General features: G+C 48.7%; 13 protein-coding genes. 8 read left to right on the top strand and 5 right to left on the bottom strand.

The window, feature by feature from the left end:
• Positions 1–23: 23 nt before the first annotated feature.
• Entirely contained in the window at positions 24–980 is a 957-nt protein-coding gene (locus EJL91_RS22570; RefSeq protein WP_125144231.1) for a DUF1848 domain-containing protein, read from the bottom strand.
• Positions 981–1,230: 250 nt separating this feature from the next.
• Between EJL91_RS22570 and EJL91_RS22565 the strand changes: the two genes are divergently transcribed.
• From EJL91_RS22565 to guaA, 3 genes are all read left to right on the top strand, one after another.
• Positions 1,231–1,494 (top strand): helix-turn-helix transcriptional regulator, encoded by a 264-nt coding sequence (locus EJL91_RS22565; protein WP_125144230.1) that lies wholly within the window; start codon positions 1,231–1,233, stop codon positions 1,492–1,494.
• The gene (gene def / locus EJL91_RS22560; RefSeq protein ID WP_125144229.1) at positions 1,466–1,918 is read left to right on the top strand and encodes a peptide deformylase; all 453 of its coding nucleotides are present in this window, start codon (positions 1,466–1,468) and stop codon (positions 1,916–1,918) included. Before EJL91_RS22565 ends, def begins: the two co-directional genes overlap by 29 nt.
• A 121-nt stretch (positions 1,919–2,039) precedes the next feature.
• The gene (gene guaA / locus EJL91_RS22555; RefSeq protein ID WP_125144228.1) at positions 2,040–3,332 is read left to right on the top strand and encodes a glutamine-hydrolyzing GMP synthase; all 1,293 of its coding nucleotides are present in this window, start codon (positions 2,040–2,042) and stop codon (positions 3,330–3,332) included.
• Positions 3,333–3,410: 78 nt separating this feature from the next.
• Here the strand turns inward: guaA and EJL91_RS22550 are convergent, their stop codons facing one another.
• From EJL91_RS22550 to EJL91_RS22540, 3 genes are read right to left on the bottom strand one after another with little or no spacing between them, the layout of a single operon-like run.
• The gene (locus tag EJL91_RS22550) at positions 3,411–3,623 is read right to left on the bottom strand and encodes a hypothetical protein (protein ID WP_125144227.1); all 213 of its coding nucleotides are present in this window, start codon (positions 3,621–3,623) and stop codon (positions 3,411–3,413) included.
• A gap of 23 nt (positions 3,624–3,646) precedes the next feature.
• Positions 3,647–4,135, bottom strand: a complete 489-nt coding sequence (locus tag EJL91_RS22545) for a GNAT family N-acetyltransferase (RefSeq protein WP_125144226.1) — start codon at positions 4,133–4,135, stop codon at positions 3,647–3,649.
• Positions 4,135–5,040: a PhzF family isomerase gene (locus EJL91_RS22540; protein WP_125144225.1), complete on the bottom strand. Its 906-nt coding sequence runs from the start codon at positions 5,038–5,040 to the stop codon at positions 4,135–4,137. Before EJL91_RS22540 ends, EJL91_RS22545 begins: the two co-directional genes overlap by 1 nt.
• A 313-nt stretch (positions 5,041–5,353) precedes the next feature.
• Here EJL91_RS22540 and EJL91_RS22535 point away from each other — a divergent pair, with 313 nt between their 5' ends.
• From EJL91_RS22535 to EJL91_RS22520, 4 genes are all read left to right on the top strand, one after another.
• On the top strand, positions 5,354–6,355 hold the full coding sequence (locus EJL91_RS22535; RefSeq protein ID WP_125144224.1) for a 2,5-dihydroxypyridine 5,6-dioxygenase NicX family protein: 1,002 nt from the start codon (positions 5,354–5,356) through the stop codon (positions 6,353–6,355).
• A 95-nt stretch (positions 6,356–6,450) separates the two neighbouring features.
• Positions 6,451–7,896 carry an amidohydrolase family protein gene (locus EJL91_RS22530; protein WP_125144223.1) on the top strand — a complete coding sequence of 482 codons (1,446 nt, stop codon included), beginning with the start codon at positions 6,451–6,453 and terminating at the stop codon, positions 7,894–7,896.
• A gap of 49 nt (positions 7,897–7,945) precedes the next feature.
• Positions 7,946–8,905 (top strand): LysR family transcriptional regulator, encoded by a 960-nt coding sequence (locus EJL91_RS22525; protein WP_125144222.1) that lies wholly within the window; start codon positions 7,946–7,948, stop codon positions 8,903–8,905.
• 31 nt (positions 8,906–8,936) lie between these two features.
• Positions 8,937–10,484, top strand: a complete 1,548-nt coding sequence (locus tag EJL91_RS22520; protein ID WP_125144221.1) for an AbgT family transporter — start codon at positions 8,937–8,939, stop codon at positions 10,482–10,484.
• A 228-nt stretch (positions 10,485–10,712) separates the two neighbouring features.
• Here the strand turns inward: EJL91_RS22520 and EJL91_RS22515 are convergent, their stop codons facing one another.
• Positions 10,713–12,059, bottom strand: a complete 1,347-nt coding sequence (locus EJL91_RS22515; RefSeq protein ID WP_341467047.1) for an MATE family efflux transporter — start codon at positions 12,057–12,059, stop codon at positions 10,713–10,715.
• 155 nt (positions 12,060–12,214) lie between these two features.
• Between EJL91_RS22515 and EJL91_RS22510 the strand changes: the two genes are divergently transcribed.
• Positions 12,215–13,033: a MerR family transcriptional regulator gene (locus EJL91_RS22510; protein WP_125144220.1), complete on the top strand. Its 819-nt coding sequence runs from the start codon at positions 12,215–12,217 to the stop codon at positions 13,031–13,033.
• Positions 13,034–13,067: the final 34 nt, after the last annotated feature.

The raw sequence follows: 13,067 nt of genomic DNA, 5'->3' as shown, positions 1-13,067 counted from the left end.
TAGAGGCATTAGTATATGATAGTTTATTTTGATTCGGGAGGGAGTCTGGAAAACAGATCAAGCTGTCTGTGTTGCAGGCTCTTTGCCTTCCGTTCCGTCACCTTATCAAGTTCCGTTAGGCGGCCGCAGAGCAGAGGGGAATACTCGTCGTAAATCCGGCCGCGCTTTTCCAGGGTTTGGCTGCTGTGGTTGGCATAGCAGTAAACACAGCCGTTTCGGCATGTATTGTAGAGACCCAGGTCAATACTCGCGGCACAGCCGCATTCGGGACGCTGGTTCTTATCCTTCTCCACGTTGAGGGAACAGCCCAGAAGAGCTGAAATCAAACGGCCGTCGATACAGCAGCCATGGGCGATGTTGCAGGAAGATAAATCGATCTTTTCCGAACATGTTTCCATGGTCATACCAAAGGAGCGGGCAATGGAGGATAACTCCTTTGCAAGTTCCAAAACCGCGCTGTCAGGAAGTTCCTGGATGCCGTACTTCTTCGCCGGACCGGCAATGGAAGCGTAGAGGTCTATAAAGCTTATGATGCATCTTTCCGTATCGCCCTTCAGTGCACCGGCCAGGGAGGCAAAGCGGTCCAGGTGCCATGAGAGAGTATAGGTTTCATTGAGAATGATGGGATCATAGCGCCAGATTACCCGCTGCTTTCCGATAAGCCGGGAGAGGGTGTGAAAGGTAGAAAGGCGTTCCGAAACGGGAGGAAGATTCTTTTCAAGTTCCTCTCCGTACGCATTCAGAGTATATTGAAAATAGTACATATAGTCCTTCAGTTCCTGCAATCTGTGAATGATCGGTTCTGGGTTCTTGCTCCAGAACACAATGCAGTCGACAACGTCGGGACTTAAGCTGACTTTGCTTATCTGGTGAGCATTAAACGGATTCTGTACAAGGGCATATTGCTCTCGGATTCGATTTATAAACCAGCCGGAAAAGAAGGCAGGGATATCGGTTCTTCTGCTGGCGCTGATTATCATGGCAGCCCTCCTTGAAAATATATCGAACAAATGTTCTGGTTATATTATAGTCCATGTCCTTGAAGATTGCAAGGGAAAAATACTATAAAATAAATATGGCAAAGAGACCAGAACAAAGTGAACAGTAACGAGAAAATATAACGAAAAAACGATAAAAGAATTCAAATTGAAAGTAAGGTTGACATTACATTAGACAGCTTTTATACTATAAACAGTATATGTAAGGTAAACATTACATAGGAGGACAGCAGTGAAAAACAGAATCAGGGAATTGAGGGAGAAAAAAGGTATAACACAGGAGCAGCTGGGTGAAATGGTCGGAACCTCAAGACAGGCAATCAATGCAATTGAAACAGAAAAATTTGAACCGTCGATCTGGCTTGCCTATGGCATATCGCAGGTGTTCGGCTGTTCCATTGAAGAGGTATTTTTATTTGCAGAAAGCCGGAAAAAATTGAGAGCCGACTGCAGCAGAAGGGAGAGCCATGGCGATCAGGCAGATTCGGAAAAATGATGATGAAATATTGAGGAAAAGGTGCAAAGAGGTCAAGGCAGTGGATGATAAAATCAGGGAGCTGCTGGATGATATGATGAATACGCTGCATCATACGGAGAATGCGGCAGCTATGGCGGCTAACCAGGTGGGGATCTTGAAACGGCTGGTTGTCATTGATTACTGCGATGTATGCCTGAAGCTGGTCAACCCGAAAATAATCGGCAGAAGCGGAGTGCAGGAGTGCATTGAGGGATGCCTGAGTTTCCCCGGCCGTTTTGCTAAGACGATACGCCCGCAGAAAGTAACGGTCCAGGCCCTGGACGAAAACGGCATGGAAATCATCGTGACCGGAGAAGGGGAGATGGCGAAATGCTTCTGCCACGAGCTGGAACATCTGGACGGGGAGGTCTTTTTAGACAAGGCAATTGAAGAGTTACAATGAGAATGTGATAGGTAACTTAAGAAAATGAAGGAAAAAAGTTCCCTATTCAGCCATTATCAGTTATAATGAAAAAACAGGAAATTTGTGAAATAAATATTAAGCATACAAAGGAGACGAAATCATGAAACAGGACATGATTGTTATTCTGGATTTGGGCAGCACGGAGAATACGGTAATTGCCCGTCAGATCCGTGACATGGGAGTTTACAGTGAGATTCATCCCCACGATATCACTGTGGGCGAATTAAAGGCGCTGCAGAATGTAAAGGGAATTATTCTGAACGGCGGAGAAAACCGCGTCGTGGACGGTGCGGCCGTAGACGTCAGCCCGGAGATTTATAACTGTGGCTATCCCGTAATGTCAATCGATCATCCGACCGCCAAATGTGAACAGCAGCTTTCAGAACTACCGTCGGAAGAAGTGCTGAGAACATTTGTATTTGAAGCATGCAAGGCAGAGCCGAACTGGAATATGAAAAATTTCATCGAAGATCAGGTGGAATTGATCAGAAAACAGGTTGGGGACAGAAAGGTTCTTCTCGCTCTTTCAGGCGGAGTGGATTCCTCCGTTGTTGCCGCCCTGCTGATCAAGGCAATCGGACAGCAGCTTGTATGTGTCCATGTCAACCACGGGCTGATGCGTAAAAATGAATCCGAGAGCGTTATTGAAATTTTCAGGGACCAGCTTCATGCGAACCTGATCTACGTCGATGCGACGGAGCGTTTCTTAGGGAAATTAGAGAATGTTTCAGATCCGGAGCAGAAGAGAAAGATTATCGGCGGAGAATTTATCCGCGTATTTGAGGAAGAAGCAAGGAAACTTGAGGGAATTGATTTCCTGGGTCAGGGGACAATTTATCCCGACATCATCGAGAGCGGAACAAAGACGGCCAAGATGGTAAAATCCCATCACAACGTGGGCGGCCTTCCGGAAGATCTGAAATTTGAATTAGTGGAACCGTTAAAACAGTTGTTCAAAGATGAAGTACGCGCCTGCGGCGTGGAACTGGGCCTTCCTGCCGGTATGGTTTACCGCCAGCCCTTCCCTGGACCCGGACTCGGAGTCCGCTGTCTGGGAGCCATCACACGCGACCGTTTGGAGGCGGTGAGAGAATCGGATGCCATCTTAAGGGAAGAGTTTGAGAAGGCGGGACTGGACAAGAAGGTATGGCAGTATTTTACCGTAGTTCCTGATTTTAAATCCGTCGGCGTAAAACACAATGCCAGAAGCTTTGAATATATGGTTATCCTTCGTGCTATCAACACGATTGACGCCATGAGCGCAACGATCGAGCGCGTGGACTGGGATGTGCTCCAGACAATTACGGAGAGGATCCTGGCTGAGGTGGAGAATGTGAACCGCGTATGCTACGACATGTCCCCGAAGCCGCCGGCAACGATCGAATTCGAATAAGAAACAGAGAGCCATGAAGCCGCCCGTTCAGCGGCCTTCATGGCTCTCAATTGATTTTATGGCAACTGTTACGAGCCGTTACTCTTTTAACAATTTGTTAAAAACAACCGTCCGCTCCTTCATCGATATCTTGCCGACTTCATACCCATACCCGGTTAACTCCTTTTTAGAATTTAAAAAAGAATGGTCTATCGGCAGGCCTGCAATCTTTTCAATCTCATCAAAGGTTAACTTAAACGATTCGTTCCCCGTCTGTTTCACATATTCCCACAAAGAATTGTATTTACTCATATAACTCCCTTTCGATCCTGCACTTATGAAAGGCCGGACAAATTATGTACCATAATGTACTCTTCATCATTTTCTCTTACAGCTTCAAACCCGAGGTTCTGATACATCCTTACCGCATAATTTGCTTTTTGTACGGACAGGGAGACTCGCTCATATCCGTGTTCCTTTAAGCAGCCAAGCATGCTTTTCATCAGGGCGGTTCCGATTCCCAGTCCCCGGTATTCTCTGTACAGGGAGATGGCAAGAGAGGGGGTCCGGCCGTCAAGGTGGCCGTAATCGTCCATAATGCGTACCCAGACGGCGCCAGCCGCTTTTCCCGATATCTCTGCGACAAATCCCAGGTCGTCTTCATAGTCACCAAAGTGCTCAACATACAGTTTCAATTCGGGATAGGCGGTTACCGACTTTGGCGGCGGTGTTGCACCGTCGGGGACGAATATGGCTTCGTATAAAAAATCATTCAACAGCGGATATTCATTTTCTCCCATCCTGCGTATCGTATAGTCTGTCATTAAATCTCCACTTCCGTTGAAAATGCCACAACTGCGCGTCCAAAGATCTGAACCTGAACCGGTTTTCCGTCCGATATGGAAACTTTGACTTCCATACCTCCGGTTCTTCCGATTGCCTCACCCTGCACGATGTTAAAAGAAAACTCGTCTTTTGCCGCATCGGCAAACCCAAGATGCACCAGATAGGCCCCGAGCGGTCCGTTGGCATTGCCGGTTACCGGATCCTCCGGGATGCCGCCTGCCGGGGAGAACATTCGGCCGTGTACCATCGGATCTTCATTGGGGTTGAGCGTAAAAACGTAATACCCGTTACATCCCACTGCACTGCTTAAACGTGCCAGCGCGGGTAAATCCGGCTGCAAACCGTGGAGACGTTCCAGATCACGGATCCGTATCATCAATTTCGAATGTCCGGTTGAGGCCACCGCCATGGGGACATCTTCGGTAAGCTGATCCATAGTAAGCCCCAGCGCCGCCATAATCTGTTCCTGATATTCGGCAGACAGCGGCTTTTCTATCTTAATTTCTCCCTGGGTCATGGCAATCCGGTAACCGTCGTTCTCACGGTAAATATCGACGGGAAGAGTTCCGGCTCCGGTTTTCTGGAATACCCGGTTATGGCCCTGCATGTTCTTTTCCAGCGCATTGGCATAATGTGCCGCAATGGTAGCGTGACCGCAGATCGGCACCTCCCTTGTCGGCGTGAAAAAGCGGACATGCATGTCACAGTCTTCACAGTTTTCCGTGAAAATGAATGCGGCCTCAGAATTGTTCAGTTCCCGGGCGATCTGCTGCATTTTTGAAGGGGTAAGCCCATCGGCATTCGTGATGACTCCCGCCGGATTTCCGGTGAATCGTTTTGTTGTAAAAGAATCAATTTGATATAAACGGTAGATTTTTCCCATGTTGGCGTCCTCCTGATATGGTCTGCGGTTCGGCAGTGAGATGGTGATTATTCATTACTGCTATTATAAAGCCGGGAAGGAGGCACTGCAAGAACGTTCTTTGGAAGAATAAAGTCATGGAAATATTAAGAAGTCAAAAAAATAGATATTGTATGTTTTATTGAAATTATATATGTGATTTATCACCTATAATCTCAAAATTATATCAAAGTATGAATGTCCTCATACCATTTTACAGCTTTTGTACGAAACCATATAATGAAATTAACCTCATGAGGAGTACGGTATCACCAAATAATTGGAGGAGGATGACATGGAAGATAACAGAGTGATTGAATGTATTGAGAGAGCCCACTATATATTGTCCAATCTAATGGCAGTAAAACCGGGCGAGGAGGTACTGATTGCGATTGATCCGCAGACCGATATGCGCATGGCGAATGCAATGGCCGCCGCGGCCCTGATGTGCGGAGCGGAGTACAACGTCAGCATGATGCCCGTCAGGGGGAAAGATAAGGCAACTATTTTCCCGAAGACTCTGGAGCTTGCGATGGAGGCCTGCGATGTCTTTGTCGGAATGACCACGGCTTCGGGCGCGGCGATTTATAACAACCGGCTGAAAGAACTGATCAATGAAAAGAGGCTGCGGGAGGTTTCCATCTGTCTGAGAAATATCGATAATTTTACAAGAGGAGGCGCCCTGGCCGATTACGAGGCGGTCTATGCGGACGGTGTGAAGCTTCAGGCGGTATGGAGAGGGAAAAAGAACGCCCATATTACAACGCCTGCAGGGACTGATCTCTATATGGAGATGAATCGCATGGAGCCGATCATAGAGTGCGGAATCGCCCGCAGTCCCGGAGATGCGATGGCATGGTCCGACGGAGAAGTGTCGTTGGGACCGGTGATTGGAACCACACACGGCAAACTGGTGATAGACGGCCCAATCTGTTACTATGGCTGTCCGGTTATCCCGGTAGAACTCAGGATAGAGGGCGGACGGATCGTGGAAGTGGTTGGAGGAGACCCGAAAATCTGCAAAGAGATCCGCCGCCAGATTGCAGAGGTGAAAGACAGTGACAATATTGCCGAGATCGGAATTGGACTGAATCCCGCCTGTATGTTTAACGGTGACTTTGAGGAGGAGAAGAAGGCGCGCGGCACCTGCCATATCGCGATGGGCAACGGGTTCTACTATGGCCAGCCGGCCCGCTCCACCGTACATATCGATATGGTACAGTACAACCCGACCATCACCTTTGACGACGAGCTGATTGTGAAAGAAGGAAAAGTGGTCTGCATTGGGGATCAGTAGAATCTTTGAAGGAAACAGGACTGGAGCAGACGTGAATACAAAGCCGGGGGAGGGACCGGTAAAAGACTGGGGTGGAGAGCGGGAAAGGAGAGAAAATGAAACTCGATGTTATTATAAAAAACGGTTTTGTCGTGGATCCGGTCAATCATGTGAGCAGTAAGCAGGATATCGGGATTCGGGACGGAAAAATCGCGGTTCTCGGGAGTGGGCTGGCTCAGCAGACAACCTGTGCAAAACAGATATTGGATGCCGAAGGAATGACCGTAATTCCGGGCGTAATCGATATGCATGTCCATGTGACCGAACTGTTGGGTGGACGGGTCGGATACTATATGGCGGCAAAGACGGGCGTCACTACAATTATAGACTTTGCCGGGCCTGTGGCGGATATCACCGGCCATCTCAAGGAGTGCGGCTGCGGCCTGAATGTCGGCTGTGTGGAGGCCGTTCTGCCGGATGAGGTGGGGGTAAATCCATCCAGGGAGGCAGTTCGGTCCTTTTTGGACGGAGCCTTAAGCCGCGGGGCTTTGGGACTTAAGATACTGGGAGGCCATTTCCCTCTCACGCCTCAGGCGTCGAGATTCTGTGTGGAGGAGGCTAACCGGAAAAAGGCCATGATTGCCTGTCACGCAGGAAGCACGGAAAACCGAAGTGATATTCTTGGCCTGAGGGAGGCCTTTGGCTTTGCGGAAGGATGCAGCATGGTGATGGCCCACATCAATGCTTACTGCCGGGGAAACCGCCGGAATTACCTGGATGAATTGCGGGAGGCATTTGAGCTTCTCCGCAAAAATCCGAATGTGACGGCCGACTCCCATATGGCGGTCAACAACGGTACCAGCGGTTTCTGCGTGGGAGGCCTGCCGAAGGACGCAATCACAGTAAACTGCCTGAAAATGTATGGATATGAACCGTCGGAGGACGGCTTGGAACAGGGAATCCGGGAGGGGATGATCCGGGTGATTGCCGCCCTTGAGAAAGAGAACATTATGCTGGAACGGGAAGAGGCGCTTACATACTGGCGGTCGAACCGGACAAGGACGAATGTAAGTTTTCCGGCAAATCTGCCGTCCGTGGCTGCGGCCTGCGTGACGGAGCGGCGCACACCGGGCGGAGAATTTCTGATTCCCCTGGCTGCCACGGACGGAGGGGGATTCCCCAGAAACGGCCTGCTGCAAAAGCTTCTGGCATTTTACCGTCTGGGGTACCTGTCGCTTGAAGAGGTAATAGCAAAGTGTTCCATTAATCCCGCCAGAATGTTCGGATTGGTGACAAAAGGCCATCTTGGCATTGGAGCGGATGCAGATATCACAGTGGTGGATTTGGAAAAGCTGAATGCCGTTATGAGCCTGGCGTCCGGAAAACTGATTATGGAAAATGGCCTGGTACAGGGCAGAGGAGGACGTATGCTTTTAACAGAAGCCGGGGAAAAGGAGGCCCAAAAGCGTCAACTTGATTATCAAATTGTAAATATTGAACAAGGGGCACTCTATAAAGGAGTAAATCAGCACGTTCCAAACCGGGATATAAAAGAAGAATAAACTATAGCCGGGATGGGAACTGTAATAACAGGACAAGGAGGGGGACCGGATGCTGGTTGAAATGGAATATGTCTATGCAGTATACAGAGAAAAGAGCTTTTCAAAGGCAGCGCAGCGGCTGTTTATCAGCCAGTCTGCTGTGAGTGCGATGGTCAGGAAAGTGGAAAAGAAGATAGGCCAGCCTATTTTTGATCGAAGCACGATTCCACTTACTGTGACAGAAGAGGGCAGGAGCTACATAGCTTTTGTAGAAGAATTTGCACTTTTGGAAAAAAACATGGAGGCATATTTCAAAGATTTGACCGGGCTGAAGACAGGGCATCTGGTGGTCGGAAGCTCATCCTTTCTGTGTGTTTACTATCTGGTTGATCTGGTAAAACGTTTTAAACAAAAGTACCCGGGGGTTTCCGTAGACCTTCGGGAGGGAAATATGGAGGAGCTTCGGTACGGCCTGATGGAGGGCTCCATCAACCTGCTTTTGGAAACGGCCCTGCCGGAGAATGAGGAGATCGAGCGCTGCCTGTTTGATTATGAGCATATCATTTTGGGGGTACCGGCAGACTACGAGGTAAATAAGAAACTGCGGGACTACCAGATGACATTTGACGAAGTAAAGGCGGGGAAAATGCTGGATCCGGAATTTCCGGCAGTGGCTCTGAGGCAGTTTTGCAGATATCCCTTTATTTTCCTGAAAAAGCAAAATGATATTTATCTGCGGAGCATGGATATGTGCAGAGACGCCGGTTTCACGCCCTATGTGGAGGTGTACCTGGATCAGATTATGACCGCCTACTATGTGGCGGGATCAGGGGCTGGAATCACATTTATCCGAAGCAGTCTTTTAAATCTGGTAGCGAAAACAGACAGTCTTGTCTACTATAAGCTCGGACATAATCTGGCAAAGCGGAAAGTCTGTCTGTCGTACAAGAAGGGGAGATATTTATCAAGGGCGGCGCGGGCGTTTCTAGAGTTGTCGGGGGTGAAAATCCAGGAGGAGCGGGAACAATAACAAAGACTTATGGTAGAAGGGGAGGTATTAAATGAAGGGTAAGGCTAAAAAGAAAAAGGGTTCTTTTTTGCAGAAGATGATTCTGGCATGCGGCCGGGCGGGGGACAGGCTGCCGCATCCGGCGATTCTGTACTGTTATGTCACTGTGTTTTTTCTCATCGTTGCCCATGTTTTAAATGGAACAACATTTCAAATTCCAGGTCAGGAGAGTGTCTCAACCGTAACGACGCTGCTCAGCCGTTCAGGGCTGGAATATATTCTGACCAAGCTGTTTTCAAATTTCTCCGGCATGTCGATCCTGCCGATCCTGATCGTAATGGCGGCGGCCGTGGGAATCGGGGAGGCATCGGGATTCTGGGAGGCGTTAGTCATCAAGTGCTTTAAGAAAATCCCGGACCGTCTTCTGGTATTTCTGTTTTTGCTTGTCTGTATCAACGGAAACCTGATGTCCGACGCATCCCTCATTATTTTCCCGGTATTGGGAGCAATGCTGTTTCAGAGCAGAAACCGCAATCCTCTGCTGGGGATTACGCTGGCTTACGGCGGTTATCTCTGCGGACTCAGTGCCAATCTGTTTCTGGCATCCACCGACGCCAATGTAACCGCTGTTACCAACGATGTGCTTCCGACTTTGGAAATTACGAAAGACCTGACGATACATATGGCCAGCAATTACTATTTTATGGCGGCCAGCGCCATTGTTCTGGCTGTGGTGGGAACATTTATCACGAAATGGGTGGTGGAGCCCGCCATCAACAGTGACACTTCAATAGACTGCAGAGCCTGTTTCGATCCGGCTTCATTTGAAGGAGATTCTCCGGAACAGAGCAGGGGGCTCCGTCTGGCCGGAATTGTTTCTCTCTGTTATGTCGTTCTTGTGCTGGCAATGGTAATTCCGCCTCACGGTCTTCTGAGAAACGCGGAGACATTCACTATCCTTCCAAAATCTCCGTTTATGTCCAGTATCGTTCCGCTGCTGGCAATCCTGTTCGGGCTGGCCGGCGCGGCTTATGGATATGGCGCAAAGACGGTAAAAAGGGGAACGGATATTATCAATGCCATGGGCAACGGAATCAAAAGTATCGCCAATGTGCTGGTGGTGTTTTTCATTGCTGCTCAATTTATCAACTATCTGACCAAAACAAACCTGGCGGCTTATTTTGCCGTTTCAGGAGCCAATTGGCTGGCTGAAAAAGGGCTGACCGGAATTCCGCTTATTATTGCGCTCATCATTCTGGTCTCCATTATTAATATTTTTGCAGGCTCCGTCTCCACAAAATGGGCCATGATTGCGGGTATCATCGTTCCCATGATGGCGCTGCTCGGATATCATCCGGCTTATGCCCAGTGCATCTACCGGGTGGGAGACGCGCTGACCAATTCAGTTAATCCGATTTTTTACTATCTGCCGCTGATTCTCGGCGTGGTGCAGAAATATAAGAAGGATGCCGGAATCGGCACGGTTGTGGCCTATCAGATCCCGTATTTTATCGGCTACAGTGTCATCTGGACGCTGATGCTGATTCTATGGTACGTGATGGGATGGAATGTAGGCCCCATGGCGCCGGTTATGCTGTGATACGGTTTTGGATAAAAGGCGGTTCTGAATAAGAATTCATGTTTTAAAAGCAATTGCGGCAAAGATATTTTCTTCACGGCGACAAAAAGAAGAGGCGAGCGAAAAACTGAAAATATAGATACAGCAGTAAAGAACGGCAGGCATACCGGATGACGGACATGCCTGCCGTTCTTTGCTGCATTCCCGGGGATAATGCAGTTGCCGCGATTATCCCGCGGCAGCAAAAGCTCAGTACCGGTACCGCTTTTTGTACCGGAAAAACATAAATGCGGACAGGAACAGCGCCATCAGTTCCGCGGCCGGGTTTGCCAGCCAGGCGCCGTTTATTCCCAGTACGGCCGGTAAGATGAGCATGGCGGCCACCATAAAAACAAAGGAGCGGGTGAACGCCAGGAGGGCGGAGATAAAACCGTTCGACAGCGCGGTAAACATGCTGCTGGCAAAGATATTGAAGCCGATGAACAGCAGCGCCAGGGAACAGAGCCGGTTGCCGGTGACGGCGAGTCCGAAGACGGGGTTTTCCGGCCGGACAAAAACAGATACCAGGGGTCTTGTGGCCGCGATGGACAGCGCCATAGCTAAGACAGAGACAGCGCCGATAATCTTTAAACTCGCCGTGATCAGGGACTTGAGTTTCAGTTGATTTTTTTCACCGTAATAAAAGCTGATCATCGGGGCAACCCCGTAGGCGTAACCCGTATAAATGGAACCCGCGAACATCAGCACGTACATGATAATCGTAATCGCGGCAACGCCGTCTTCACCGGCATATTTCAACATGATCCAGTTAAACATCAGGGTGACGATTCCCGTGACAAGGGAGGTAGCCATTTCGGAGGAACCGTTGGACGCTGCATGTAGGAGAACTTCGGGCCGGACAACCGGTTTTTTAAAGTACAGCAGGTTCTTTTTATCCGAAAAGATAAACAGTCCGGCAACGGCCGTCACAGAATAACCCAGGCCGGTCGCAATTGCCGCGCCTCCGATTCCCATGTCCAGGATGGCGATAAACACATAATCCAGCACAATATTCAGGACACCGCCCGCCGCGGTACAGATCAGGGAAACCTGGGATTTTCCGATTGCGATCATGTAAAGCGTAAAGTTATTCATCAGAAGAATCGGCACCGTAAATAAAAGATATCGCTCCAGGTATTCGGAGCAGTAACCGGAAACTTCCGAAGACAGTGACATACTGCTGAAGATGGGCTGCATCACAACACGACCTATGAGGTACATGATCAGGCCGACAGCCACATTGACCAGGATTAAAAATGTAAAATCCTGCCTGGATTCTTCCTGCAGCCCGGCTCCCATTTTTTTCATAATAACGGCGCTTCCGCCGGTTGCCAGCATTGTGGAAACGGCAGTCACCAGAGTGATGGCTGGTGCGGTCAGGTTGATGGCGGACAGGGCGCCCGTCCCGATGAGATTCGAGACAAACAGGCCGTCCACCATGGTGTAAAATGACATAAATACCGTCATGACAATGGTCGGCACGGCAAATTTCATAATATTCTTAAGCGTCACAGGTTTCTGATAGACGTTCTCAGCCGGTAAGTTCTTGTTATTCACGATTATTTCCTCCCTATTTGATTGTTGCCGGTTGGCACATATAGTATAATAGACCGTACAGTTACTGTACGGTCAAGCGGAAAATTGAATTTTCGGAAAAAGGATGGACGGGCCGACGTTTGATGTCATAGCCCAAGAATAAAAGGAGAGGGAAAATGTCTAAAAATCAGAATACGCAGTTCACAATCGGTCAGTTTGCAGCCCTGCACGGAATCAATAAGAAGACACTCATGTGGTACGATGAGATTGGATTGTTTAAACCGGCCGCAATTAAGAAAAACGGATACCGGTACTATACGTATTACCAGAGTTCCGTGCTTGAGACAATCCTGATGCTGAGGGAACTGAACGTTTCCATCGGGAAGATACGCGAATTCATGGAACTGCGTTCGCCATCCCGGCTGAAAGAGCTTCTGGAAGAAAAGATTAAAGAGGTGGACAAAACGGTCAATCATTTAAAACAGCTTCGGAAGACGCTGACGGCCCGAAAAGAGGAGATGAGTTTTCTGCTGTTCTTGGATCTTTCGGATATTACGATTGTGGAAAAAGAAAAGCGTTATATAGCAGTTGTGGATATCCCGCAGGGAATGTCTTTTGAAACAGAAATTGAGATGGTTATCGAGGAGGCGGGAAAATATCAGTTGTCGAGGCTGCATGACGCGGAATACGGCTCCATGATTTCCGTGGAAAATCTGTACGGCGGTAAGACAGACGAGTATTCCGGGATGTTTATGAGGATCCCAAGCCCGCTGGAACGGAAAGGACTCCGGATACAGCCGGCGGGCAGATATTTAACGGCATATTACAGGGGAAATTGGGACGGTCTGGCCGGGAAATATAAAGAGCTGCTGGCATATGCGGAGGAAAAAGGACTTAAATTATGCGGCTATGCCTATGAGACGGGAATTAATGAGCTTGTGATTAATTCGATTGATGAATATGTGACGCAGATTGAAATTTTGACGGAAAATTAATTTAAAATAATTTGTAACGAAACGGGGAAAATCC

It is taken from the genome of Clostridium transplantifaecale, from assembly GCF_900626075.1.
Lineage (GTDB): Bacteria > Bacillota > Clostridia > Lachnospirales > Lachnospiraceae > Otoolea > Otoolea transplantifaecalis.
This window is presented reverse-complemented; position numbering and strand designations above follow the sequence as displayed.

What these genes read in the sequence shown, in the direction of transcription:
- EJL91_RS22570 (WP_125144231.1), bottom strand. Translation starts at nt 980, where the DNA reads ATGATAATCAGCGCCAGCAGAAGAACCGATATCCCTGCCTTCTTTTCC.
- def (WP_125144229.1), top strand. Translation starts at nt 1,466, where the DNA reads ATGGCGATCAGGCAGATTCGGAAAAATGATGATGAAATATTGAGGAAA.
- guaA (WP_125144228.1), top strand. Translation starts at nt 2,040, where the DNA reads ATGAAACAGGACATGATTGTTATTCTGGATTTGGGCAGCACGGAGAAT.
- EJL91_RS22550 (WP_125144227.1), bottom strand. Translation starts at nt 3,623, where the DNA reads ATGAGTAAATACAATTCTTTGTGGGAATATGTGAAACAGACGGGGAAC.
- EJL91_RS22545 (WP_125144226.1), bottom strand. Translation starts at nt 4,135, where the DNA reads ATGACAGACTATACGATACGCAGGATGGGAGAAAATGAATATCCGCTG.
- EJL91_RS22540 (WP_125144225.1), bottom strand. Translation starts at nt 5,040, where the DNA reads ATGGGAAAAATCTACCGTTTATATCAAATTGATTCTTTTACAACAAAA.
- EJL91_RS22535 (WP_125144224.1), top strand. Translation starts at nt 5,354, where the DNA reads ATGGAAGATAACAGAGTGATTGAATGTATTGAGAGAGCCCACTATATA.
- EJL91_RS22530 (WP_125144223.1), top strand. Translation starts at nt 6,451, where the DNA reads ATGAAACTCGATGTTATTATAAAAAACGGTTTTGTCGTGGATCCGGTC.
- EJL91_RS22525 (WP_125144222.1), top strand. Translation starts at nt 7,946, where the DNA reads ATGCTGGTTGAAATGGAATATGTCTATGCAGTATACAGAGAAAAGAGC.
- EJL91_RS22520 (WP_125144221.1), top strand. Translation starts at nt 8,937, where the DNA reads ATGAAGGGTAAGGCTAAAAAGAAAAAGGGTTCTTTTTTGCAGAAGATG.
- EJL91_RS22510 (WP_125144220.1), top strand. Translation starts at nt 12,215, where the DNA reads ATGTCTAAAAATCAGAATACGCAGTTCACAATCGGTCAGTTTGCAGCC.